Annotated in this window: 22 protein-coding genes; all 22 read left to right on the top strand. The window is 47.1% G+C overall.

What is annotated here, in order from left to right:
• The first annotated feature begins 130 nt into the window (after positions 1-130).
• Positions 131-583 carry an RrF2 family transcriptional regulator gene (locus AC0THY_RS00840; protein WP_489992587.1) on the top strand — a complete coding sequence of 151 codons (453 nt, stop codon included), beginning with the start codon at positions 131-133 and terminating at the stop codon, positions 581-583.
• Entirely contained in the window at positions 580-1,362 is a 783-nt protein-coding gene (locus tag AC0THY_RS00835; RefSeq protein ID WP_489992586.1) for a TrmH family RNA methyltransferase, read from the top strand. Before AC0THY_RS00840 ends, AC0THY_RS00835 begins: the two co-directional genes overlap by 4 nt.
• Positions 1,363-1,496: 134 nt before the next feature.
• Positions 1,497-2,765, top strand: coding sequence for a cell wall hydrolase (locus AC0THY_RS00830; RefSeq protein ID WP_489992585.1), 1,269 nt, complete (start codon positions 1,497-1,499; stop codon positions 2,763-2,765).
• Positions 2,766-2,920: 155 nt separating this feature from the next.
• Positions 2,921-3,373 (top strand): NfeD family protein, encoded by a 453-nt coding sequence (locus AC0THY_RS00825; protein ID WP_489992584.1) that lies wholly within the window; start codon positions 2,921-2,923, stop codon positions 3,371-3,373.
• 54 nt (positions 3,374-3,427) lie between these two features.
• Complete coding sequence (locus AC0THY_RS00820; protein ID WP_489992583.1) at positions 3,428-4,375, top strand: SPFH domain-containing protein; 948 nt, start codon at positions 3,428-3,430, stop codon at positions 4,373-4,375.
• A gap of 130 nt (positions 4,376-4,505) precedes the next feature.
• Positions 4,506-5,495: an ornithine carbamoyltransferase gene (argF, locus tag AC0THY_RS00815; protein ID WP_489992582.1), complete on the top strand. Its 990-nt coding sequence runs from the start codon at positions 4,506-4,508 to the stop codon at positions 5,493-5,495.
• Between the two features lie 7 nt (positions 5,496-5,502).
• Positions 5,503-5,784 carry a DUF6637 family protein gene (locus AC0THY_RS00810; protein WP_489992581.1) on the top strand — a complete coding sequence of 94 codons (282 nt, stop codon included), beginning with the start codon at positions 5,503-5,505 and terminating at the stop codon, positions 5,782-5,784.
• On the top strand, positions 5,784-6,764 hold the full coding sequence (locus AC0THY_RS00805; protein ID WP_489992580.1) for a biotin--[acetyl-CoA-carboxylase] ligase: 981 nt from the start codon (positions 5,784-5,786) through the stop codon (positions 6,762-6,764). Before AC0THY_RS00810 ends, AC0THY_RS00805 begins: the two co-directional genes overlap by 1 nt.
• A 49-nt stretch (positions 6,765-6,813) precedes the next feature.
• Complete coding sequence (locus AC0THY_RS00800) at positions 6,814-7,158, top strand: DUF6145 family protein (RefSeq protein ID WP_489992579.1); 345 nt, start codon at positions 6,814-6,816, stop codon at positions 7,156-7,158.
• Positions 7,139-8,098, top strand: a complete 960-nt coding sequence (gene dusB / locus AC0THY_RS00795; protein ID WP_489992578.1) for a tRNA dihydrouridine synthase DusB — start codon at positions 7,139-7,141, stop codon at positions 8,096-8,098. Before AC0THY_RS00800 ends, dusB begins: the two co-directional genes overlap by 20 nt.
• A gap of 257 nt (positions 8,099-8,355) precedes the next feature.
• Complete coding sequence (greA, locus tag AC0THY_RS00790; RefSeq protein ID WP_489992577.1) at positions 8,356-8,838, top strand: transcription elongation factor GreA; 483 nt, start codon at positions 8,356-8,358, stop codon at positions 8,836-8,838.
• A gap of 12 nt (positions 8,839-8,850) precedes the next feature.
• Positions 8,851-10,788 (top strand): lysine--tRNA ligase, encoded by a 1,938-nt coding sequence (lysS, locus tag AC0THY_RS00785; RefSeq protein WP_489992576.1) that lies wholly within the window; start codon positions 8,851-8,853, stop codon positions 10,786-10,788.
• Positions 10,789-11,275: 487 nt separating this feature from the next.
• Positions 11,276-13,321, top strand: a complete 2,046-nt coding sequence (locus tag AC0THY_RS00780) for a transglutaminase domain-containing protein (RefSeq protein ID WP_489992575.1) — start codon at positions 11,276-11,278, stop codon at positions 13,319-13,321.
• Between the two features lie 8 nt (positions 13,322-13,329).
• Complete coding sequence (locus AC0THY_RS00775) at positions 13,330-13,530, top strand: hypothetical protein (protein ID WP_489992574.1); 201 nt, start codon at positions 13,330-13,332, stop codon at positions 13,528-13,530.
• A gap of 130 nt (positions 13,531-13,660) precedes the next feature.
• Positions 13,661-14,434: a nitroreductase family protein gene (locus tag AC0THY_RS00770; RefSeq protein WP_489992573.1), complete on the top strand. Its 774-nt coding sequence runs from the start codon at positions 13,661-13,663 to the stop codon at positions 14,432-14,434.
• A gap of 10 nt (positions 14,435-14,444) precedes the next feature.
• Entirely contained in the window at positions 14,445-14,780 is a 336-nt protein-coding gene (locus tag AC0THY_RS00765) for an ArsR/SmtB family transcription factor (RefSeq protein WP_489992572.1), read from the top strand.
• 9 nt (positions 14,781-14,789) lie between these two features.
• A complete protein-coding gene (locus AC0THY_RS00760) occupies positions 14,790-15,536 on the top strand; it encodes an EFR1 family ferrodoxin (RefSeq protein WP_489992571.1) in 747 nt (248 codons plus the stop codon).
• A 78-nt stretch (positions 15,537-15,614) separates the two neighbouring features.
• Complete coding sequence (locus AC0THY_RS00755; RefSeq protein ID WP_489992570.1) at positions 15,615-17,426, top strand: DUF6320 domain-containing protein; 1,812 nt, start codon at positions 15,615-15,617, stop codon at positions 17,424-17,426.
• A gap of 157 nt (positions 17,427-17,583) precedes the next feature.
• Positions 17,584-20,619, top strand: a complete 3,036-nt coding sequence (locus AC0THY_RS00750; RefSeq protein ID WP_489992569.1) for a glycosyl hydrolase family 95 catalytic domain-containing protein — start codon at positions 17,584-17,586, stop codon at positions 20,617-20,619.
• A gap of 17 nt (positions 20,620-20,636) precedes the next feature.
• Complete coding sequence (locus AC0THY_RS00745; protein ID WP_489992568.1) at positions 20,637-22,382, top strand: DUF3863 domain-containing protein; 1,746 nt, start codon at positions 20,637-20,639, stop codon at positions 22,380-22,382.
• The gene (locus AC0THY_RS00740; protein ID WP_489992567.1) at positions 22,355-22,576 is read left to right on the top strand and encodes a hypothetical protein; all 222 of its coding nucleotides are present in this window, start codon (positions 22,355-22,357) and stop codon (positions 22,574-22,576) included. Before AC0THY_RS00745 ends, AC0THY_RS00740 begins: the two co-directional genes overlap by 28 nt.
• 15 nt (positions 22,577-22,591) lie before the next feature.
• The gene (locus AC0THY_RS00735; RefSeq protein ID WP_489992566.1) at positions 22,592-24,526 is read left to right on the top strand and encodes a right-handed parallel beta-helix repeat-containing protein; all 1,935 of its coding nucleotides are present in this window, start codon (positions 22,592-22,594) and stop codon (positions 24,524-24,526) included.
• Positions 24,527-24,584: the final 58 nt, after the last annotated feature.

Genomic DNA, 24,584 nt, shown 5'->3' with positions numbered 1-24,584 from the left:
TTTACGCGGGCAGAAAACACTTGACAAACCATACTGTAACAAATATAATTACAGTATAAATGTAACCAATATAATAACAGTAAAATATTTGGTTCTATAAACAGAGAGCAAAAAAGAGGAGAGTGGGAAGATGACAAGTGAGTTTGCAGTAGCTGTACATGCCCTGGTATTTCTGAATCACAAGGGGGAGACTCTGCCCAGCGAGTCCCTTGCGGAAAATGTGTGTACTAACCCGGCTCGTATCCGCAAGGTTATGGCGAAACTTAAGAGGGAAAAAATAGTTGGGACAAAGGAGGGGCTCAATGGAGGGTATATGATGATCCGAAGTGCGGCGGATATCAGTTTGAGGCAGATCTGCGAGGCGCTGGAGGCGGAGGTGGTCACTTCCTCCTGGCATTCCGGAAGCAGTGATATGAAGTGCCTGGTGGCATCGGGGATGGCTGGCATTATGGATGAAATCTATGATAAGATGAACGGACAGTGTAAGGAGATACTAGGAAGCATTACCATTCAGGATATTGACAACAGAATATTTGGTGGGAATCAGCCGGAGATAGCGAAGAGTAAGGAGAAGCATGCATGATAACAAGCGTATCGAATCCTCAGATTAAGAATCTGATACAGCTGCAGAAAAAGGGGAAGGCCCGCAGAGAGCAAGGGGTTTTTGTGGCGGAGGGAATCAAGATGTTTCAGGAGGCTCCCAGGGAGCTGGTGGAGAGAGTATATATTTCTCATAGTTTTTCCATGCGTCCGGAAGCGCGGGAGCTGGAGGGGCAGAGGAATGTGGAAGTCCTGGATGATCAGGTGTTTCTGAGTGCAGCGGACACGAAGACACCCCAGGGAATCATGGCTGTCATCCGGCAGCAGCACTATACACTGGAACAAGTGCTGGCCGGCAAGCATCCCCTTGTGCTTGTGCTGGAAAATCTTCAGGACCCGGGAAACCTGGGGACCATCCTGCGCACAGGGGAGGGGGCTGGAGTAACTGGGGTGATCATGAGCTCTGACACTGTGGATATATATAATCCAAAAACCATCCGGTCTACAATGGGTTCCATTTACCGCATGCCCTTTTTGCGAACAGGGGATCTGGTGAGTGTGATGCCCGAGCTGAACCGTAGGGGCATCACTGCCTATGCCGCACACCTTATGGGAAAGCAGGCTTATGATGATCCCAACTATTGCAAAGGATGTGCCTTTTTGATCGGAAACGAGGGAAATGGTCTCTCAGACAGTCTGGCGTCTCTGGCCCAGGAATATATCCGGATTCCCATGTGTGGAAGCGTGGAGTCCTTAAATGCCGCCGTTGCCTCCTCCCTGTTGGTCTATGAGGCCTTTAGGCAGAGAAGGAGATCCCAATAATCTCCATTTTGAAAAAAACTTGACAAATAGCTGTAACTGGTATACAATACAACCGTAACAATAATTAATAATTTCGTAACAATTGAAAACGGAATGTAATAATATTTCGGGGAGCAATTGTTCAGGAGGTTAAAATGAAGGGTAAAATAAAACCTGTACTCGGTTGTACCGTATCTGCACTTGCGGTTTCCATGTTTACGTCCATGGCAGTTATGGCAGCATCACCGGATGCAGAGATAGAGAATTCAGTATGGTCCTACAGGGCGGTGGCCAATGTATCCACACAGGTCAACATCAGAGCAAACGCCTCAACGGACAGTGCGATCGTGGGATATCTGCCCAAGGCAGCATCCGCGGACGTGATTGAAAAAGGCCAGGAATGGTCACACATCATCTCCGGTGGCGTGGAGGGATACATAAAGAATGAGTATCTCGCTTACGGAGAGGAAGCCAAAGCGCTGGCCGGCGTATACGGAAAACAGGGAGTGAAAGTTTCCTGGGATGATGTCATCCTATTTTCCAACCCAAACTCCAGTTCCACAATCCTGAATAAAGCGGATGGGGGAAGTGAGTATGAGCTGATCTCAGAGGAGGGGCTTTGGTGTGCGGTACAGATGGACGATGTCACGGTAGCATATGTTCCCGCTGAGGACGTACAAAAGACCACTATGCTGGAGAGAGCCATCCCTGTGGTTACATCACCTGAGACATCCGGATATACACAGACAGCTTCAGGCGGCGGGGAGGCTTACAGCCAAACGGATGCGTCCGGGGATACAACCGCTTCTGCAGGTGCAGAGGACGGTTCCGGTTATGATGCATCCGGAGACCAGAGCGCTAGTCAGGATTATACAGATCAGGGCAGCACAGACCAGAGCTATACAGATCCGGGAACAGCAGATAACGGATACACAGACAGTTCCGCATCAGACAACAGCTATACGGGCCAGAGCGGATCGAGTGACGCCGCATCCGGAGGGGATAACAGCAGCACGGATGCTTCCGTGTCAGATCCAGGCAGCGCCGGGTCAGCCCAGACCACTCCCTCAGAGGAGACAGTTACCGCAGCGAGCTCAGATGACCTCTCATTGCTGGCAGCGCTCATATACTGTGAGGCAGGTAACCAGAGCAGAGAAGGAAAAGTAGCAGTAGGCGCAGTTGTTATGAACCGTATTGCCAGCAGTTCTTATCCAAGTACCATTTCGGATGTGATTTATCAGAGCGGACAGTTTGCCCCTGCTATCACAGGCTGGCTTGGACAGGTGCTTGCAAGTGGAGCCCCCAGTGACTGCTACGAGGCGGCACAGGCGGCCTTAAACGGAGAAAATCCGGTTCCGGGAGCACTGTATTTCAACAACAGTGCGGGCAAGGGAACTAAGATCGGAGATCACTGGTTTTATTAAAAGCATTAAGATATGAACCGGCAGCCGCCGTGTCAGAGGAATAGCCTCGGCACGGCGGTTTTTGCAGTTATTTTTCATACCTATGGAAATTTGTTTTAGTTGTATTTTGAAAGATAATATAGTAATATTATAGAGAACAGGAAAGGAGGCTTACTATGGAAATGGAATCCATTTGTTGGCTGGGGTTGCTTGTACTGTTTGTAATCATTGAGATTGCCACCATGGGGCTGACTACGATCTGGTTTGCCGGAGGCTCGGTTGCAGGATTTATCGCCTCCATTTTAGGCGGAAGTATCATTCTTCAGGTAGTGTTGTTCCTGGCAATATCCATAATCTTACTGATTTTTACAAGACCCTTTGCGGCAAAATATATTAATAAAAACAAGGTCAGAACAAACATTGATGAGCTGATCGGAAAGAAAGCGGTGGTCATTGAGCAGATTGACAATCTGGCAGCCACCGGGCAGGCGCGTCTGGAAGGAAAAGAGTGGACGGCCAGAACAGAGCAGGACAATGTAAAGATCCCCGAGGGGACGACAGTCACTGTCCTGCGGATCAGCGGTGTCAAGCTGATCGTGGAACCTATTAATGAAAGCAGCCAGAAGTAGGTAACAGGACAGCTTGGCTGAACTGTTACAGAAGTAGAGACGGAGGGAAGAGAGATGGATGCAACCTTTGGAAGTATTTTAGCACCGTTGTTAATTGCAGTATTGGTTATTATTGTATTGCTTATTCTGATTTCGTGCATCAGGATTGTACCCCAGGCTTACGCTATGGTAATTGAGCGGCTTGGAGGGTATAAGACCACCTGGGGAGTGGGACTTCATGTGAAAGCGCCGTTTATTGACCGTGTGGCCAAGAGAGTCATCTTAAAAGAGCAGGTCGTGGACTTTGCACCCCAACCCGTAATCACAAAGGATAATGTCACCATGAGGATTGACACCGTGGTTTTCTACCAGATCACAGACCCTAAGCTGTTTGCCTACGGTGTGGAAAACCCGATCATGGCAATCGAAAATCTGACGGCCACGACACTGCGAAATATCATCGGTGACTTAGAGCTGGATGAGACCCTGACTTCCAGGGAGACCATAAACACCAAGATGCGTGCATCCCTGGATATCGCTACAGACCCATGGGGCATCAAGGTTAACAGGGTGGAGCTTAAAAACATCATTCCCCCGGCAGCGATCCAGGATGCCATGGAGAAACAGATGAAGGCAGAGCGTGAGCGAAGGGAAGCAATCCTGCGCGCAGAAGGTGAGAAGAAGTCCACGGTTCTGGTAGCGGAAGGTAAAAAGGAGTCGGCAATCCTGGATGCTGAGGCTGAGAAACAGGCGGCGATCCTGCATGCGGAAGCACAGAAGGAGAAGATGATCCGTGAGGCAGAGGGACAGTCTGAGGCGATCCTGAAAGTGCAGAAAGCCAATGCGGACGGCCTGCGTTTCCTCAAAGAAGCCGGTGCGGACGAGGCAGTCCTGGCACTCAAGAGCTTTGAGGCTCTGACCAAAGTTGCAGATGGAAAAGCAACGAAGATCATTATCCCATCCGAGATCCAAAATGTGGCAGGACTTGTAAAATCTCTGACTGAGGTGGGGAAGGATGATTAGGGAAGATCACTAGTAAGAAATGCAACAGTTACAAATAGACTACCGACTATCCGGAAGTTCTGTCCATTGGGCAGAACGGTCCGGATAGATGCAGTTAAAGAAGCAGCTTACAGGAAAAGGAGAGATAAAAATGAATTTAAAAGGACGCAATTTTTTGACACTGAAGGATTTTACACCCGAGGAGATTACATACCTGCTGGATCTGGCGGCAGAACTGAAGGATAAGAAAAAGCGGGGAGTTCCTGTGGATTCCCTGAGAGGAAAAAATGTGGCTTTGATTTTTGAGAAAACCAGTACCAGGACCAGATGTGCTTTTGAGGTGGCGGCCCATGACCTGGGAATGGGAACCACCTATTTAGATCCCAGCGGCTCACAGATCGGAAAGAAAGAGAGCACCTCGGACACGGCCCATGTGCTGGGGAGCATGTTTGAGGGGATAGAGTACCGGGGGTTTGGCCAGGAGATCGTAGAGGAGCTGGCCCGCGAGGCGGGAGTGCCTGTGTGGAACGGCCTGACGAATGAGTACCATCCAACCCAGATGCTGGCTGACCTGCTGACCATAAGGGAGCAGTTAGGAGACCTGAAGGGCAGAAAATTGGTGTACATGGGAGATGCCCGGTACAATATGGGTAATTCCCTGATGATCGCCTGCACCAAGATGGGGATGCACTTTACCGCGTGCGCCCCAGAAAAATATTTTCCTGAGAGTGATCTTGTAAAGACCTGTCAGGAGTACGCAAAAGCATCCGGCGGCAGTATCACTTTAACAGAGAATGTGGAGGAGGGAACCCGGAATGCGGACGTGATTTACACGGATGTGTGGGTATCCATGGGAGAACCGGACGAGGTGTGGGAGGAGCGTATCCGTGAGCTTTCCCCCTACAAAGTGACGGCCCAGGTGATGAAAAATGCAGGGGATCAAGCAATTTTCCTGCACTGTCTTCCTGCTTTTCATGATTTAAAGACCAAGATTGGAAAAGAGATGGGAGAGCGCTTCGGCCTTACGGATATGGAGGTGACAGATGAAGTATTCCAATCTCCGCAATCCAAGGTATTTGAGGAAGCGGAAAACAGAATGCATACCATCAAGGCGGTCATGCTGGCCACACTCGGGGAATAGAGGAACAATGAAGACGGATAAAGGCAGAAGTACCCTGGATGTGGAATTTCTGGGCAGTGTGGCGGGGTTGATTCTTATTGTATGCGCTGTGATGGCATTTCTGGATTTAGAGCGTGCACCGGGATTTTTTGTTCTGGTAACCGGGATGGGGATTGTGGTTAATGGTATCCTGACGTATCTGAGACTGAGAAAAAAGAACTATGTCCTGGGTGCTGTGCTGGGTATCCTGACCGCAGCACTCCTGGTGCTGTTTGTGATGCAGATTTTGATAGTTGAAGGTGCTTTGTGATGAAAAGTGAAATTTTGCATATTTTGAGAAACGAGAAGGATTACGTCTCCGGGCAGGAGCTCTGTCTCAGATTCGGGGTTTCCCGGACGGCTGTGTGGAAGGCAATCAACCAGTTGAAGGAGGAGGGCTATGAGATTGAGGCAGTACCCAACAAGGGATATCGGATCACGGCTTTTCCGGACGTAGTTTCCGCTGAGGAGGTGGAGAGTCTGCTGGAGACGGAGTGGGCAGGGCGCACGGTTAAGTATTTCAGGACTGTGGACTCTACCAACAACGCTGCAAAACGCCTGGCTGAGGAGGGCGCTTCCCACGGCACTCTGGTGATTGCGGAGGAGCAGACAGGGGGGAAGGGCAGAAGAGGCAGAGGCTGGACCACTGCATCCGGTGAGGCTGTGGCCATGACCCTCATTATCCGTCCTTCCATGCCCCCCGAGAAGGCCTCAATGCTGACGTTGGTTATGGGGATGGCCGTCACAGCGGCCTGTCAGGAGATGGCGGGAGTCAGGGCGCAGATTAAGTGGCCCAATGATGTGACGGTGGGCGGCAGGAAGGTCTGTGGAATACTGACAGAGATGAGCGCTGAACTGCACGCAATCCACTATCTGGTGATCGGAGCCGGAATCAATGTAAATATAGATGAAATTCCCCAGGAGATCAGTGAGGTAGCGACCTCCTTGTCCATAGAGGCGGGGCAAAAGCTGAACCGGGCAGAGGTGATCCGCTCCTGTATGAACCATTTTGAACAGTATTACCAAAGGTTCTTGGAGACTGAGGATATGACCGGGCTGCGGGATGAATACAATGACATGCTGGCAAATATGGACCGCCAGGTCCGGGTGCTGGAGCCTGGCAATGAGTATAACGGAATTGCCAGAGGAATCAATGAAAAGGGAGAACTTCTCGTGGAGAGGGAGGACAAGGAAGTGTCCGCCGTGTTCGCAGGGGAGGTGTCCGTGCGGGGGATTTACGGCTATGTATAGCTATAGCCCGGCAGCCTGTCAGCGATAATAAGACGAAAGGGAGGGACCCATGGATTCAGAGAGAGTGGTGCTGTGCGGAGCCAGCGCTTATGAAGAGAAGTTTTATCTAAACGACCGTTTTCAGGCGCTGCCCCAGAGTATTCAGGATGAGCTGAAGGTGCTCTGTGTACTCTACACCCAGGATGTGGGAGGTGTGCTGACCTTAGAATATGATGAGGAGGGCGCCCTGTGTCTGCACACAGAGTACAGAGAGGATGATTTTAGTTATGATGAGATTGGCAGCGTGCTGAAAATCAAAGAAGTTCAGATGGAAAAGAGGGAACTTTTTGAGGCGCTGGAAATGTATTATAAAGTATTCTTTTTAGGTGAAGACTATGAAACTACAGATCGGTAAGGTAAAGATAGAAAGTCCGTGTGTGCTGGCGCCGATGGCAGGGGTAACTGACCTGCCTTTTCGTTTGCTCTGCAGGGAACAGGGTGTGGGGCTGCTCAGCATGGAGATGGTCAGCGCCAAGGCAGTCTCCTTTCACAACAAAAATACGGAGGCCCTGATGCAGATCGCTTCGGGTGAGAATCCCATTGCTCTGCAGCTTTTCGGGTCAGACCCGGATATCATCAGTGAGACAGCAAAGGTCATTGAGGAGCGCCCCTTTGATATCCTGGACTTCAATATGGGATGTCCGGTGCCCAAGGTGGTGAACAACGGGGAGGGGTCAGCGCTTATGAGAAATCCCAAACTGGTGGAGCAGATACTGACAAAGATGGTGAAGGCCACCTGCAAACCGGTGACGGTCAAGATCCGAAAAGGATTTGACCCGGATCATGTGAATGCAGTGGAGATTGCTAAGATTGCGGAGGCCTGCGGAATTGCGGCAGTTGCGGTGCATGGCCGAACCAGGGAGCAGTATTACTCCGGGGAGGCAGACTGGGAAATCATCCGCCGGGTAAAAGAGGCTGTCAGCATCCCGGTGATCGGAAACGGGGATGTGACATCTGCCATGAGAGCAAAGCAGATGATGGAACAGACCGGATGTGATGCGGTTATGGTTGGCAGGGCAGCCAGAGGAAACCCCTGGATTTTCAGGGAGATCTCTTCCTATATAAAGACCGGGGAGATCCCCCCGCGGCCCGGAAGGCAGGAGATTAAGGAAACGATACTGCGCCACTGTCAGCTGCAGCTGGAGTATAAGGGAGAGTATACGGGGATTCGTGAGATGAGAAAGCATGTGGCCTGGTATACAGCAGGTTATCCCCGCTCCTCAAAGCTCAGGGGGAGAGTCAATGAGATAGAGACGATGGAGGGGCTGAAGCAGCTCCTGGAGGAGAGCTTTTGACCCAAAGGGCGTATGTGCTGGTATATTTAAAACAAGCTCTCCATATATTAAAACTGTGTAAAGTCTGCCGTCAATCTTGACAATTTTACAGTGATAGGATATAATACTGTGATTGTTAAGCAGACTTATTGAGCATTGGCCACAGTTACAGCACCCAGGAGGGATCTGTCACGCAGAGGGTGACGGGCGCTGGCACTAACTTGCCGACTGCGAATGGAATGAGAAACTGCATAATGTGAAAGGGTGTAGAATAAGAGATGGAAGAAAAGAAAAATTTGCTGACCTATGCAGGATTAAAAGCATTGGAAGAGGAGCTGCATGATTTAAAGGTCGTAAAAAGAAAAGAAGTAGCAGGTAAGATTAAAGAAGCGAGAGAACAGGGAGATTTGTCTGAGAATGCAGAGTACGATGCAGCCAAGGACGAACAGAGAGATATTGAGGCCAGGATCGAGGAGATTGAGAAGATTCTGAAGAATGCAGAAGTTATTGTGGAAGACGAAGTGGACCTGGATAAGATCAGTGTCGGATGTCAGGTGAAAGTCTTTGACGATGAGTTTGAGGAAGAGATGGATTTTAAGATCGTGGGTTCTTCTGAAGCGAACAGTCTGCAGGGTAAGATTTCAAATGAATCACCAGTGGGCAAGGCCCTGATCGGTGCTAAGGTGGGCGAAGAGGTCGTAGTGGAGACCGAAGCCGGACAGATGAAATACAAGGTGTTGGAAATTCAGAGATCAAATTAGGGAGAGGATAAAGTGGCGGAACAGAAGAATACACAGGAACAGGATATTAATCAGCTGCTGAAGGTGCGCCGGGAAAAGCTGGCAGACCTCCAGGAAAACGGGAAAGATCCGTTTGTGATTACAAAATATGAAGTAACACATCACAGCCAGGAAGTGAAGGACGGATTTGAGGCATTGGAAGGCCAGACTGTCAGTCTGGCAGGGCGTATGATGTCCAAACGTGTGATGGGCAAGGCTTCCTTCTGCAATATTCAGGACTTAAAGGGCAATATCCAGTCCTATGTGGCGAGGGACAGCATTGGTGAGGAAGAATACAAGGCATTTAAAAAGATGGATATCGGCGATATTGTGGGCTTAAAGGGAGAGGTGTTCCGGACCAAAACCGGGGAGATTTCCATCCATGCGGCGGAGGTGACCCTGCTCTCCAAGAGCCTGCAGATTCTGCCGGAGAAATTTCATGGGCTTACCAACACAGATCTGCGTTACCGACAGAGATACGTGGATCTGATCATGAATCCGGAGGTAAAGGATACCTTTATCAAACGCTCTCAGATCATCAAGGAGATCCGAAATTTCCTGGACAGGGAGGGATTCATGGAGGTGGAAACCCCAATGCTGGTGGCAAATGCCGGCGGCGCTGCTGCCAGACCATTCGAGACTCACTTCAATGCCCTGGATGAGGACCTGAAGCTGCGTATTTCCCTGGAGCTGTACTTAAAAAGGCTGATCGTAGGCGGTATGGAGAGAGTCTATGAGATCGGCCGTGTGTTCCGCAACGAGGGCCTGGACACCAGGCATAATCCGGAGTTTACCCTGATGGAGCTCTATCAGGCATACACAGATTACAACGGAATGATGGACCTGACCGAAAAGCTTTACCGCCATGTGGCCCAGCAGGTACTTGGAACCACTACCATCACCTACAACGGTGTGGAGATGGATCTGGGCAAACCCTTTGAGCGCATTACCATGGTGGATGCGGTGAAGAAATACGCAGGGATTGACTTTGACGAGATCAAGACAACAGAGGAGGCCAAGGCACTGGCTAAAGAAAAGGGCATTGCCTTTGAGGAACGGCACAAGAAGGGCGATATCCTGAGCCTCTTCTTTGAAGAGTATGCGGAGGAGCATCTGATTCAGCCCACCTTTGTGATGGATCACCCCATTGAGATTTCACCCCTGACAAAAAAGAAACCGTCAAATCCCGAGTATACAGAGCGCTTTGAGTTCTTTATGAATGGCTGGGAGATGGCAAACGCCTATTCAGAGCTGAATGATCCCATTGACCAGAGAGAGCGCTTCAAGGCCCAGGAAGAACTGTTAGCCCAGGGCGATGAGGAGGCAAACCATACGGATGAGGACTTCCTCAATGCGCTGATGGTGGGGATGCCGCCTACCGGGGGAATCGGATTTGGTATTGACCGCATGGTGATGCTGCTGACGGATTCACCGGCTATTCGGGATGTTTTGTTGTTCCCGACCATGAAGAGCATCGGCGGTTCCGATACTGCGAAAAAGGCAGAAAAGCCGGTTGCAAAGGCTGTGACAGCAGAGGAAAAACCAGCAGAAAAGATGGATTTTTCTAATGTGAAAATCGAACCGCTGTTTGAGGAATTTGTGGATTTTGAGACATTCGCAAAGTCTGATTTCAGAGCGGTAAAGGTAAAAGCCTGCGAAGCAGTGCCGAAGAGCAAGAAGCTTTTGAAATTCATCTTAGACGATGGAACAGACGCAGAACGCGTGATTTTAAGCGGTATTCACGAGTATTACGAACCGGAAGAGCTGGTTGGAAAAACTTGTATTGTAATCACAAACCTGCCCCCAAGACCGATGATGGGAATTGCTTCTTGTGGGATGCTCATCTCTGCGGTTCACGAGGTGGATGGTCGCGAAGGACTGAATCTGCTGATGGTAGATGACCGGATTCCGGCAGGCGCCAAGCTGTATTAAGCGGCTTTGGAAATGGGCATTTGAGAGGTGAAAAGTGGTTACTGTGAACAGTAACGAAAAGTGTACCATTGTCCCAACTGGAACAAGATATGTAAAGTTGTATAGAGATATAAGAAAAGCTCATGGAATGATTATGTTCCATGAGCTTTTTAAAAATAAGAGCTGTTAAGTGAGTGAAATATCAGGTATAATATAAATAGAAGTATAAAAAAAGTTGTGGAAAGGGGGAAATAAAATGTGATTAAGAAGTGAATTGAATAAAATTCCACACCAAATGGCTGAAACAGATCGGGCAATCTATGGAGAAAACATTGTGGAGATTGTACTTTATGCAGCTTGATGTCGGTACTTTGTGCAGATATAGATTGGATCGTGCAAGAGAAGACTTGCTGACAGCGAAAAGAAATCAGAAATCTCCGCTGACTTGAGGCCAATCTACGCACTGAAAAAAGGTATAATAACCTTTTGTGGATGTATGGGGGATTCTATGAACAAGATATTTAACTTATTATCTGCAAAAACTATTTTTGCAAAAAGTAATGTGCTACCTATACGCAGAATCTATTATATGATATTAAGCGTTATATTATTGTCATTCTTGGGGGGCAGCTTTTCTTTCAAAACAGAGGCGGCAGCTGAAATATATACGGATGAGAACAATGCTCTTTGGGCTGATAAGTATTATGATGGTTATGAAAAACAGCCGGTTGTATTGTACTATAACGAGGATTTCACCATATGCATAGAGTTTAATATGTATAATGAACCCTATCCCAATCGGAGTAAGGGACGTTTGGGGAAAGGAACTGCAAGAATTGATGTGCTGGATAAATATGCTTTTAATAGTGACGATGGGATGTATACAGAGATTGTTTATACAGATACGTCGCAGTATGAAAACGGGAGAGGTCAGATCACTATTCCGAAAGAAAGCCTGAAATTGTCAAACAAACCGTATTACTATCAGGTAGTTCTTTATTTACCTAAAGAAGATGGAAATTATTTGACTTGGTATGTAATTGACATGATGTATAAAGATAATCGAGCATATTTCAACCATATATGTCCCCAAAATACGGTTCATAATTACCACGCGTACGAACAAGTGATAGGAATGTTAGAAACCAGACTAGCCACGGAATACGAAAATAGTTTTAATAAAAGGTCTGATCTTAGAGCGGAAGAAAGTAAAAAATGGGCTCAAAAGCTTACAGAAAACATTGCGGCTGACAAGGAGAAAGCGAATTCCATATGTGAGTGGATTGTAAACAACATTATCTATGATATTTGGCAGGAACGTTATCATTATGCTGATGAGGTATTGCAAAATAAAAAGGGCGGATGTATGGAAATCGCGATATTGACCCGTGCAATGCTATATGCAGTAGGTATTCCCTGTGTATATGTCAGTTCTGACGCGAGTAATCATGCATGGAATTTGGCTTTTATAAACGGCAGATGGAATATGATTGACAATACAATTGCTCTTAGTACAGATAATGATTTGTACGCGGCCTGTTCTTATTTTTGGATTGACGCAGAAGTTCAGACACTGGATATTTATCCTGAGATTATAGAGCTAAAGGAAAGTAATATATATCTGGAGGAAAGGGATACACGACTTTTAACGGCAGTTATTTTTCCAAAAGATGCGGGAGATCAAAGTTTGGTATGGAGCAGCAGTGATGAGACAGTGGCTACAGTAGACGCTCATGGAATGGTTACGGCAAAAAGCGTCGGTACGGCCAAGATTACAGTGAGCAGTAGTGTCAGAAGTGAGGTTAGTGCAGTCTGCGATGTAAAAGTAGCTAAGAAAAAGCGAGATTTTAAGGTCATCTATCAGTCAAATACCGCCGTATCCAACCTGCCGATTGACCAGAATAGTTATAAGCCCGGAAGCACGGCAATCGTAAAGGGGGCACCGGTCAGCTCAAGTCGCTTTTTTGCAGGCTGGAACACCAGAGCAGACGGCAAAGGCATAATTTACTTGCCAGGTAATCCGATTAAAATTACCGGAAACATTATTCTGTACGCTCAATGGAAAACTACTTATACTGATTCCAACAAGCTTACCTATAAAATAAACGGCAAAGACACAATAACTTGCACAGGAACGAAAGATATAAAAGAAAAGGCCGTAAAAATTCCCGATGCAATCAAATACTGTGGTATAACCTACAAAGTAACCGCTGTTTCTAAAAAGGCATTTTATAAAAACCTAAAGCTTACTTCCGTACAGCTGGGGAAAAATGTGAAAACAATCGGAAATAACGCATTCGAAAAATGCAGGAACCTGAAAAAAATCTCACTTGGAACCGGAGTAATGATCATTGGAAAGCATGCATTCTGTTATGCTAAGAGAGGCTGCGTCCTCACTGTTAAAGGAATAAAACTGAAGACCGTTAAGACAGCCATCGACCACGGAACGAGACAGATGTGTGTGAAAGTCCCCAAAAAGAGACTGAAAGCCTATAAAAAGCTGTTTCGTAAAACAGCTAAGAAAGTGAACGTTATAGGTAAGAAGACAGGATGAAAACTTATGTGTCAATTGACAAACGAAGCAAGAAAGCACAGAAGGAATATTATTCCGGACAACGACATACCTGGAATGGATTGAATCCGGTAACCAGGACGGTGCCAAATGGAAAGGCATACAACAGAAATAAAGACAGACAGGAAAGACGAAGAATCGGCAAAGAGTCCAGTAGTGGATTTGATGTCGATTTTTTTCTTTTTCATTAAAAGTGTCCCCGTTTCAAGCAAACTGACACTACTATTTTTGTACTCGGTAACGAATCACTTTACCAATGTTGCATCTCAGGATAATGTTTTGTATAATGGTTAACAAACATTAACGAAAGGGGAATTGGATATGGGAAAGCATAAAGTGGAGATTAATAAAGATCTATGCATTGGATGCGGCTTGTGCTCCAAGGTATGTGTTGCGCATAATATAGAAATTAAAAATAAGAAAGCGGGTATCCTATCAGAGGACTGTGTGATGTGCGGCCAGTGTACCGCAGTTTGCCCCAAAATGGCGGTGTCTGTGAGCGGTTATGAAGAGAAACAGATTGAGAAGACTGGTGAAATACGTTTAGATCCCCAGGAGGTTTTAGACGTCATCCGCTTCAGGAGAAGTATCAGACAATTTCAAAAGAAAGAAATTCCGAGTGTTGTAATAAAACAGATTTTGGAAGCAGGCAGACTTACCCATACGGCAAAGAATACGCAGGATGTGTCATTTGTGGTTTTGGATAGAGAAAAAGACCGCATCGAGAAAATGGCTGTTGGCATATTTAAAAAAGTAAAGCCCTTTGCAGATTTGGCCAGTTCCATGGCAAGGAGAATCAAAATTACGGAACATTTTTTCTTTTTTCAGGCGCCGATTGTAATTGTAATTTTGGCAAAGAATAAGACAAACGGATTGCTTGCGGCACAGAACATGGAATTTGTTGCCGAGGCAAACGGACTCGGAGTATTATTCAGCGGATTCTTTACCATGGCTGCAAATGCTTCGTTAAAAATAAAAAAGGCAATGCAGATTCCGAAAGGAAAGCGGGTAGCGGCAACGCTTGTACTGGGTTATCCGAAAGTGAAATATCTTCGTTCGGTACAGCGTGAAAGCCTGGAAGTGAGGTATATGTGAGGTAATGGCAATGGAATGTGAGGAAAGAATAGAGAGCATTATTGACGGTTTTCAGAAGAACAGAAAAGCTTTTACTGCTATTGGTGATGAAACAAGACAAATTATTCTGCTTGTGCTTTTGGAGAGCAGTTTATCAGGCATAAGAGTTGGACCGATTGCAGAAAAAACGCATCTGACAAGGCCTTCCGTGTCACATCATCTTCAAATTCTGAAGGAAGCGGGGATTGTGGCAATGCGCAGGGAAGGAACAAGAAACTATTATTATCTGAGTGCGGATGAGACCAAATGGAAAGGTATTGCAGATTTAGTCAATCTGATCTATGAAAGCATACAGCACATTGATTAGGAGGTCACCATGATTTTATATTTTACCGGAACGGGCAACAGCGAATACGTTGCAAAAAGAATAGCAAACGGAATCAGCGATGATATAACCAATTTGTTTGACAAAATACGGAGCCAGGATTATTCCGGGATACACTCGGACAGACCGTGGGTAATCACCGCCCCTGCCTATGCCTGGAGAATACCGCATATTTTAGAGAGGTGGCTGGAAAAGACAGAACTGACGGGAAACAAAAATATATATTTTATTATGACCTGTGGGGGAAGTATCGGAAATGCGGGGAGATATCTGAAAGCATTGTGCGGTAAAAAGGGTATGAATTACCTGGGATGTTACGGGATCGTAATGCCTGAAAATTATATTGCCATGTTTTCCACACCTGCAAGGGAAGAAGCGTTTAGAACCATAGAAAAGGCAGAAGGAGAGATTGACAGAGCAATAGGTTTGATTAAAAACAGCAAAGCATTTTCAGAACCGCAAATCACTCTGGGTGATAAAATGAACAGTGGGATTGTAAACAGTATTTTCTACCCCCTATTCGTTCACGCAAAGAAATTTTATGCAACAGATGCCTGTATTGCCTGTGGAAAATGTGAAAAGGTCTGTCCGACCAAGAATATCCGCATTGAAAACGGCAAGCCTGTATGGGGGAAAGACTGTACGCACTGCATGGCTTGTATCTGCCGCTGCCCCAAAGAGGCGATTGAGTATGGTAAGCACAGCAAAGGACTTCCGAGATATACTTGTCCCAAATAGCTTCTTTACGGTGCATCTTTTCCCCTTTCGTGCTATACTATATGGAAATAGGTGTATCGAAAAGGGGGCAGAAAAACGTTGGAGTCCGGACGTTCAAATTGGAGAAAACTGGATAACGCCGCACTGGCATTTCCGGCAGTGACGGGAATGCAGGATACCCGTGTATTTCGCTTCTATTGCCAGCTGAAGGAGGCAGTGGTCGGGGAGCTTCTGCAGGAGGCTCTGGATGGGACTATGGAAAAATTCCCCCTGTTTCAGGCTGTACTCCGGAAAGGACTTTTCTGGTTTTACCTGGAGAACAGACCGATCCGGGCAATGGCAACACCGGAGAACAGGCCTCCCTGCAGCAAAATTTATATTCCCGATAAAAAGAGTCTGTTGTTTGAGGTTTCCTACCATAAAAACCGCATTAATTTTGAGGTGTTCCATGCCCTCACGGATGGAACAGGGGCCATGGAATTTCTGCGGGAGCTGGTAAAGAATTATCTGATGCTTGTACATCCAAAAGCAGAGCTTCCGGAGCTGGACAGAGACAGCAGGGTGACGGAAGGGGATCAGGAGGAGGACAGCTTTTCACAGTATTACTCCCCCAAGCAGCCGGTGATGCGGGAGAAGAAAAAGGCTGCCTATCAGATCAGGGGCGAGATGCTGACTCAGGATGATATGCATATTACGGAAGTGGTCCTCTCGGTGAAAGAGGTTCTGAAAAAGGCCAGGGAGTACGGGGTGTCCATCACGGTATTTTTGACAGCTATGATGCTCTGGTCTATTCACGAGGAGGTGCCAAGGAAGCATTGGGGGAAGCCGGTCAGCCTTATGGTGCCGGTGAACCTCAGAAATTATTTTCCATCAAAATCTATGACCAATTTCTTTGGATGGATCGAGGTGGGATACGAATTTAAGGAGAATACCAGGTTTGAGGAAGTCCTCTTACATATTAAAAATTTGTTCCAGCAGGAGCTGGTGAAAGAACGGATTGATATGAGGATGAATGAGCTGGTCCGGCTGGAGAAAAATCCATTATTGCGGATCGTACCTCTGGAGATAAAAAAGGTTTTTCTCATGGCCGGAACCACACTTGGGGGAAGGAGCATTACGGCGATCTTCTCGAATGTGGGAGTGATCAGGATGCCGTCAGAATATGAGGCGTATATAGAGCAGTTTGGCCTGTTCACCAGCACAGAAAAATTACAGCTCTGCACCTGTTCTTATGCGGATCGGCTGGTGCTGGGTTTTACCTCAAAGATTCCAAGCACAAATATCCAGCGGAATTTCCTGAACCATCTGCAGCAGCAGGGATTATCCTGCCAGGTGGAGAAGAACGATTTTCCGGGTTATGAGCAGGAGCGTGGAGGCCTTGGGAAAAAGCTGTTTCAGATATTTACCTTCCTCTGTATTGCAGCCGCGGTTCTCTGCGGTATGATTAACTACATGGTTTCCGATAATATCAGCTGGTCAGGGTTTGTTGCCGGAGGCTGCCTGTGTGGTTGGATTATGGTGGCAGTGGCATACAAAAAGAGAAGGAATCTGCTGAAAAATGAAATGTGGCAGCTGCTTTTTCTGTCTGTCATTAGTATTTTGTGGGATGCCTTTACCGGCTGGAGGGGCTGGTCCGTGGATTATGTGATGCCGGTGGCATCTCTGCTGGTATTAAGCTCCATGCCGGTGATTGCCTGGGTAAGACATTTAGAGCAGGAGGAGTATCTCTTTTATATTATGCAGGCCAGTGCTTTTGGCCTGATTCCGCTTGTCTTGCTCCTTGGCGGAGTGGTAAAGATACCCTATGCCCCCATTTTGTGTGTAGGAATCAGTTTTCTTTGCTTTGTGGGGCTGTTTATTTTTAAAAGGAAAAATGTAATTCAGGAGATATGGAAAAAGTTTAGAATGTAAAGATATAACGGTTCCGCAGGTCTTTGGTGGCTAAGTTTTTACATCCTTTCGTGTATGATTTTTCATTTTTATATTGCGCAGCTGCCGATAAAATAAGAGTATCTATCAGTGTAATACTGACTGGTACTCTTATTTTTGTCTTTAAAGGGGGGAAAACATGCATTCCATAATATTTGATAATACTTACAATGATTGGAACGAGGCACTGCCCACAGGAAACGGCGTGTTTGGAGGAATGGTCTATTTCAAAGACCGCTTCTATACAACAGCTATGAACCATTATGAGGTCTATTACAGCATCCATGAGCAGTATGTCAGGAGCAACGGTTGTGAGCCTCAGAGATCCTACGAAAGCTATGTGCGGTCGGCTAAGGAAATGACAAGAAATTGTGAGAAGGAGGCATTTTGGCATTACCGGAAAACCATATGGCCGGATGCAGATGAGGTAAAGGACGCACAGCTGAACGCGGGAGTGAGCCATCCGCCCACAGGGGAGTTTTCCGTACTGCTGGATGAAAAGTTTAAATTGGAGGATGACTTCCGGTTGCAGCTGAATATAGAAAAGGCAGAAATTGAGCTGTACGCAAAAGATAAGGAAAGAGCATTGTCCATTGCCACAAAAACCTTGGTCTCTAAGGATGTGATTCTCACTACTATCTGCCAGTCTGATACGGATATAGTGAGTGCTCTGGAAATTACATATCCCATAAGGCGGAACCGCCAGGGATATGCCTATCGTTTTTTTCAGTCAGATCCAGACACATTCGGCTACCGGGCCTCTTTTTATCCGGGGAATAGAGAAGACGGGAAAACCCCGCCTTTTCAGTTCTGTGTGTTTTTCCGTCTGATTGGAGCAGAGGCAAAGATGGAGGTCAGTGGAAACAAGATGTGTTTGTGTTTAAAGAACCCCGGAAAGGAGATCTCTGTACTGACCCATGTGCTCACAGAACTGCAGAGTTGCGATCTGGAGGAAGAGGGCATTCGCAATTGCGCATTAATAAAGAGGAACCTCAAAAAAGATCTGGAGATACACGAGAAGCACTGGAAAATGTTTTTCCAAAAAGGTGGGATTCGGCTGCCGGATCGTTTCTTAGAGAAACTATGGTACCTGAACCTTTATGTAATGGGCTGCTGCAGCGGGAAAGGCGGGAGGCGGTCTGAGCATGCCTGCGGGCTGAACGGCCTGTGGGATATCCGCCAGCCGACTCTTTGGGGAAGTATGTGGTATTGGGATGTGAATATACAGTCCGCCTTCTGGGGTGTGTACACCGCGAATCATATGGAACTTGCAGAGGCGTTCAATGAAGGCCTGTTAGCTTACGCAGAGATGGCACGGAGGCGGGCGGAAGAGTTTTATCACCTGGATGGCTGTGCAATGGATTATCCCCATGAGTTTTACAATTGCATCCTGCCCTGGTGTGCCCAGCATCTCTGGTGGTATTACGAATATACTTTGGATGAAACCTTCCTGAGGGAAAAGGCTTACCCCTTTTTTCGGGATATCCTCTGTTTTGTAAAAGGAATAGTGCGGCTGGACCCTGAAAAGAATACTTATTACATTTTCCCGGATGTCTCACCGGAGCAGGGGCCCATCACGCGAAATTCCACAATTACCCTGGCTGCAGTAAAGTATTTGCTGAAGATCAGTATCTGGGCCAATGAGATATTGGGGGAGTCGAAGGAGGACAGAGCCATGTTTTCCGAGCTGTTGAGCCGATGGCCAAAGTACCCGCTCTCGAAAACTAGAAGATATGGGGTTATCCTGAGGGATTCCGAGTTGGCGCCCCCAGAGATGAAGCTGCGCCATCCCTCCCTGCTGATGCCTGTCTTTCCAGCGGGTGAAATGACGCAGTACAGCCGGGAAACAGAGAGGGAAATTGCCAGGAATTCTGTCAGGTTTGTGTCTGAGAACACAGAAATCGGTGTATTCCCATTCGGCTGGATCGCATCCGCTGCAGCAAGAGCGGGGGATGGAAATACCGCGCTGCGCGTGCTGTATGAACAGGGCCTGGATCTGGTGCTGCGTGCCAATGGAATGGGGGCGGAGGAGACGGACCGCTGGGTTAACCATTGTCCCGCGGAGCTGGGAATGGGGCAGTTGTACTATCCCTGCATGATGGAGAGCGTGGGAGGGATCGTGTCTGCGGTTAACGAGATGCTGCTGCAGAGCCACGATGGGGTGATCCATGTCTTTCCGGCAGTACCGGACGGAGGGGGAGAGCCCTGGAGAGATAAGCACCGGCAAAAGCCCTTGGCGGAGAGGGAAGAAAAGAGCAGCGTAAGGTGGGAGTACTGCAGTATTTCCCGTCTGCTGGCAAAAGGAGGTTTCGAGGTATCCGCTGACATGCGCGGGGGAAGGATGGTTACTCTTCAAATCAGAAGCCTCTTTGGGGGTACTCTGCGGATTGAGGTGAGGGAACCGGTGGCGGCAGTTGCTGTGAGGGGGGAACCCCGGGAGTTTTTCCTGGAAAAGGACAACTGCCTTACAGTGGAGACAAAACCAGGGGAAACCTATGACATTCTGTTTGCAGACACAAAGCCTTGTGTACAGGAGGAGCAGAGCTATCACACGGATATCAGCTATGTGAGTCATCTGGGACGCAGAGTTTTCTGCGGAAAGGACAGGTACACGGATACGGTGAAAATGATAGACAGCTTTTTATTTGATTACTATATGGCCAACGATCGGTATCACAATATGACCATATACAAATTCAGCTTTGGCGTGCCGAAAAATGAGATGAGGAGAATAGAAGGCAGGACCCTCTATGCGCCCCAGAAAAAAATAGAAAAAGAATTTTTGAAGCTTACCGGGGATATGGAGTATTGTACTGAGCAGGGGATTGGATTTTTAGGGAATCAGACAGAGGCAAAAGACACCGGCAGAGGAAATGTACTGCTGCAGGACTTTGTGAGCGGCAGTAAAAGGAACGCCTTCTTAGTGGAGCTTCCAAAAGGAATTTATGAGTTCCTAGTGGTGAGTGGAGGAAGCGGAAGGGATACCCTTACCAGGATAAAGAGCCAGGACGAAAGCGGAACGGTAATCCAGACAAAAAGAGATGGTTATGAGACAGGCGTTTTCATGGTTGTTCATAAGAATGGCGGGGTGATAAGACTGGATATAGAGACAGAGGCGGATGGTCTCTGGAACTTAAATCTTATGGTGATCAAGAAGTTGACAGCATTTATGTAGGAGGAAGAGGATAGAAAATGATTGTAAATATAATTCACAGGCCGGCATTTGGACGACAGTATGAGATGTTTAAGCTGCAGCAGGAAATGGCGCATAATCTGCAGTTAAAGGTGACAATCCTGATGCCATACGATTTTCTGTTTGATGAGGAAATTGTGGAAAATGTAAAAGAGTATCAGAGTCTCTACAACGACGAGGTGGGAGTGTGGTTCGGAGAGATTGCAAATGAGCGCATGAATCAAAGCTTTCTGTGTAAGGAGCCGTTCTTGTGGCTGCACACGGAGGAGAATAAGGAACGGATTTTGAAGCTTGTGATAGAAAAATTTAAGGAAGTTTTCGGATACTGTCCTACCGCTGTGGGAGGCTATCACATGGATGCCTACAGCATGAAGATGTTGAAAACCTACTATCCTGAAGTAAAGGTGAGCATTGCGGGCTGTTTTGAGGAGGGAGTAAAGGTATTCCACGGATGTAACAATTCCTGGTACATATTTAATGAGGGGATGCCCTGGAACCCCTGGTATCCTGCAAAGGAAAATTCTCTGCGGCCCGCTGAGGATGAGGAGGACTGGAACGGTATTGTCGCACTTCCCCATCTGAGCAGGGATCTGGTATTGTCCTATGAGGGGAGAAATGATTTCTTTGCCAGCCATCCTGCAAATATACAGCGGGCCATGGCGAATGACGGAGAGAATGCACCCTATGTATTTAATCTGTTGGATGTATACCGCTATCAGGAGAGATATAATGATGGTTATTCTTACACCAATGTTTTCGTGGGACCCAATTGGCTGCGGGACAGTGCGTATGTTCAGGACAGCGATGAGGTGACTCAGAACTTATACCTCAGGTATTTAGAGTATATTGCCGGACTGAGGGCAGAGGGAAAGCTTCAGGATATGTATATGAGTGAGTTTGCCCACTGGTACGTGGAGAATATTCCCATTGGCTGCCCTCAGGTGTATGATGCGAAGGAGATCCTCTACGGATCAGGGAAAAGCTATTTCTGGTACAGCGATCCCTATATGCGGGTGACAGTGGATTTATGCCAGGGAGGCTCCATCGGAGATTTTCGGCCTTTGATTGCAAAAAAGGAGCGGTATACAGGAGCGGACCGTCCGGAAAAGGCGGTAGGAAGCAATCCCTATCTGATTCACTCCCAGTACAGGAGTGGAAATGCCTACCATTATGCAGATGGAGCAAGGACCACTTTTATGCTGGAGCACCAGGACGAAAGGCGGGATCTGGCTGATTATCCCACCAAAATAGAAAATGTGAACAGACAGGGGGAGAAGGTGGAACTTATGATTGGAGAAATTCCGATTGTCTTCAAAGATGGTGCGGGGGCGAAGGTATGCACCACTTATGTCTTTGAAAAGAAGGGGATGATCACAATCAGACGAAAGCTGAAGGAGGTAAGGGGGAAAATCCATTTCAGTGAGTATTTAAAGGGCTGCTACGGGACAAATGAATATCCTGAGGATTTAAGCAGTATTGTGTTGAAAACAGCTGGGAAACACCAGAAGGCGCTAAAGTTTGAGTATAAGGCGAGAAGGATTGAGACAACGGCTCCGGGGTATGTAAGCACAGAAATCCCGCCAATCGATACCATTGTCATGCTGGAGGCAGTGGAGGAAAGCTTTGAAAGCGGGTATGCACAGGAGGGATATGTATTCAGCCCATATTATACGATGGCGCTGGAAGGGGAAACAGAACAGGAAAAGGAAGTGGTCACATGTCTGAAAATCAGAAGAAGAATTTAATATACCGATGCCCTGTATGCTTTGCAAGGGAAAATGATGTAATACTCCATAAAAAAAAGGATGATACATATTACTGTGTGAAATGCAGCTTTACGGGAACAGAGAATGATATCCGAAAGATGTATGAGGATATGAAGAAAAAGTACCGTCTGATAACAAGGAGAATAACTATAGATATGCTGGAGGAGTTTTGAGAGGAGGACAACAGTGTGAGTGAATATCATGTCTCAAAAAGTGGAAGTGATGGGGCAACCGGGAGCGCAAAGGCGCCTTTTTTAACTATATCAAAGGCAGCGCAGACTGCTGTATCCGGTGACCGGATTATAGTTCATGGGGGAATCTACCGGGAGTGGGTAAAGCCACGGAATGGCGGACGAAGTCCTTTTGAGAGAATTATCTACGAGGCAGCCAGGGGGGAACAGGTAATCATCAAAGGATCGGAACAGGTCTCAGAGTGGGAACATGAGGAGGGGAATGTGTGGAAAACCCTGGTAGATAATTCTGTGTTTGGAGATTACAACCCATATAAGGAATCCCTGTCAGGAGACTGGCTACTCTATCCGGATGACGGTTCTGTACATCTGGGTGATGTCTATATGAATGGAAAGTCATTCTATGAAGCCAAAGCTTTGGAGGAATTGAAGAATCCTGTAAGGCGGGAGATGGGAATGAATCCGCCATGGACAGGGGAGCCGGAGCCACTGCTTCACCCTGAGGATTCGGTGTACCAATGGTTTGCACAGGTGGATGAAAATACAACTACCATCTATGCAAATTTTCAGGGCAGAGATCCCAACCAGGAGTTTACTGAAATCAATGTGAGAAAATGCTGCTTTTATCCGGAAGAGACAGGCAAGAATTATATTACGGTGCGCGGATTTGAGTTCGCACAGGCGGCGTGCCCGTGGACACCTCCCACGGCAGATCAGCCGGGAATGGTGGGAACCAACTGGAGCAAAGGGTGGATTATTGAAGACAATGTGATACATGATGCGAAATGCAGCGGCGTCAGTATTGGAAAAGAGAGATCTACAGGGCACAACTTATGTACCGCCACCCACAGAAAACCGGGGTATCAGTACCAGATGGAGGCTGTTTTCAAAGGGAAACAGCTTGGATGGAACAGAGAATGGATTGGTTCGCATTGTATCCGCAGAAACGAGATCTTTGACTGCGGCCAGAATGGTATTGTAGGGCATTTGGGATGTGTGTTCAGTGAAATAAGCGATAATCATATTTACAATATAGCGGTGAAGCAAGAGTTTTTTGGCTATGAGATTGCGGGAATTAAACTGCATGCAGCCATTGACGTACAGATCGTTCACAATTATATTCATAATTGCACCCTGGGAACCTGGCTTGACTGGCAGGCACAGGGAACCAGGGTAAGCAGAAATCTCTACAGGAAGAATGACAGAGACTTGATGGTTGAGGTTACACACGGCCCGTATATGGTGGACAATAATATTTTCGCCTCAAAGTATAACTTTGACAATGTAGCTCAGGGCGGAGCATACATTCAAAACCTATGTATGGGTATTATGAGACGCCAGCCGGTTCTGGACCGTTCTACACCGTATCACTATGCACACACCACGGATATTGCGGGAGTCGCGTTTGTGTACAGCGGAGATGACAGGCTCTATCAGAATATATTTGCGGGAAACCCAAAAGAGGATGAGGAGGAGTGCGGAACCCTGGGATATAGGGGACATCCGGTATCTATGAAAGAATATACACAGACAGTGGTTTCCCTTGGAAATGAAGACCATGAACAGTTTAATAAGGTGAGGCAGCCTGTCTATATTAATGAGAATGTGTATATAAATGGAGCAAAAGCCTTCGAAAGAGAAGAGAGAAAGCAGATCATTCCAGATTATCTTGAGGTGGACTTTAGAGAAGAGCCGGAGGGAATCTACCTGGATCTGGAGGTACCTGAAGCGCTTGGAGCATTTCGGGCAGAACCGTGCCGGACGAGTATGCTGGGTGTGCCTCGCATTACAGAAACGCCCTATGAAAATCCGGATGGGAGTGAAATCGTGTTTGAGAAGGATTACACCGGAAAACGAAGAACCAGTTCAGATGTATGGGCAGGGCCTCTTGCGGAGCTAAAGACCGGGAGAAACCATTTCAAAATATGGTAAGCGCCAAGGCAATAAATTACAAGCCGCAGTATATAATATTCCATTTTCAATTGTGCTT

This window comes from Ruminococcus sp. 8Y-12 (assembly GCF_058119865.1).
Note: the sequence above shows the minus strand (reverse complement) of the source record. Positions and strands in the feature narration are given on the sequence as shown.

Coding starts and splice junctions, on each gene's coding strand:
- AC0THY_RS00780 (WP_489992575.1), top strand. CDS start 11,276: ATGAACAAGATATTTAACTTATTATCTGCAAAAACTATTTTTGCAAAA.
- AC0THY_RS00750 (WP_489992569.1), top strand. CDS start 17,584: ATGCATTCCATAATATTTGATAATACTTACAATGATTGGAACGAGGCA.
- AC0THY_RS00770 (WP_489992573.1), top strand. CDS start 13,661: ATGGGAAAGCATAAAGTGGAGATTAATAAAGATCTATGCATTGGATGC.
- AC0THY_RS00810 (WP_489992581.1), top strand. CDS start 5,503: ATGAAGACGGATAAAGGCAGAAGTACCCTGGATGTGGAATTTCTGGGC.
- argF (WP_489992582.1), top strand. CDS start 4,506: ATGAATTTAAAAGGACGCAATTTTTTGACACTGAAGGATTTTACACCC.
- AC0THY_RS00830 (WP_489992585.1), top strand. CDS start 1,497: ATGAAGGGTAAAATAAAACCTGTACTCGGTTGTACCGTATCTGCACTT.
- AC0THY_RS00740 (WP_489992567.1), top strand. CDS start 22,355: ATGTCTGAAAATCAGAAGAAGAATTTAATATACCGATGCCCTGTATGC.
- AC0THY_RS00835 (WP_489992586.1), top strand. CDS start 580: ATGATAACAAGCGTATCGAATCCTCAGATTAAGAATCTGATACAGCTG.
- AC0THY_RS00800 (WP_489992579.1), top strand. CDS start 6,814: ATGGATTCAGAGAGAGTGGTGCTGTGCGGAGCCAGCGCTTATGAAGAG.
- AC0THY_RS00805 (WP_489992580.1), top strand. CDS start 5,784: ATGAAAAGTGAAATTTTGCATATTTTGAGAAACGAGAAGGATTACGTC.
- AC0THY_RS00820 (WP_489992583.1), top strand. CDS start 3,428: ATGGATGCAACCTTTGGAAGTATTTTAGCACCGTTGTTAATTGCAGTA.
- AC0THY_RS00825 (WP_489992584.1), top strand. CDS start 2,921: ATGGAAATGGAATCCATTTGTTGGCTGGGGTTGCTTGTACTGTTTGTA.
- AC0THY_RS00760 (WP_489992571.1), top strand. CDS start 14,790: ATGATTTTATATTTTACCGGAACGGGCAACAGCGAATACGTTGCAAAA.
- AC0THY_RS00765 (WP_489992572.1), top strand. CDS start 14,445: ATGGAATGTGAGGAAAGAATAGAGAGCATTATTGACGGTTTTCAGAAG.
- greA (WP_489992577.1), top strand. CDS start 8,356: ATGGAAGAAAAGAAAAATTTGCTGACCTATGCAGGATTAAAAGCATTG.
- dusB (WP_489992578.1), top strand. CDS start 7,139: ATGAAACTACAGATCGGTAAGGTAAAGATAGAAAGTCCGTGTGTGCTG.
- AC0THY_RS00840 (WP_489992587.1), top strand. CDS start 131: ATGACAAGTGAGTTTGCAGTAGCTGTACATGCCCTGGTATTTCTGAAT.
- AC0THY_RS00745 (WP_489992568.1), top strand. CDS start 20,637: ATGATTGTAAATATAATTCACAGGCCGGCATTTGGACGACAGTATGAG.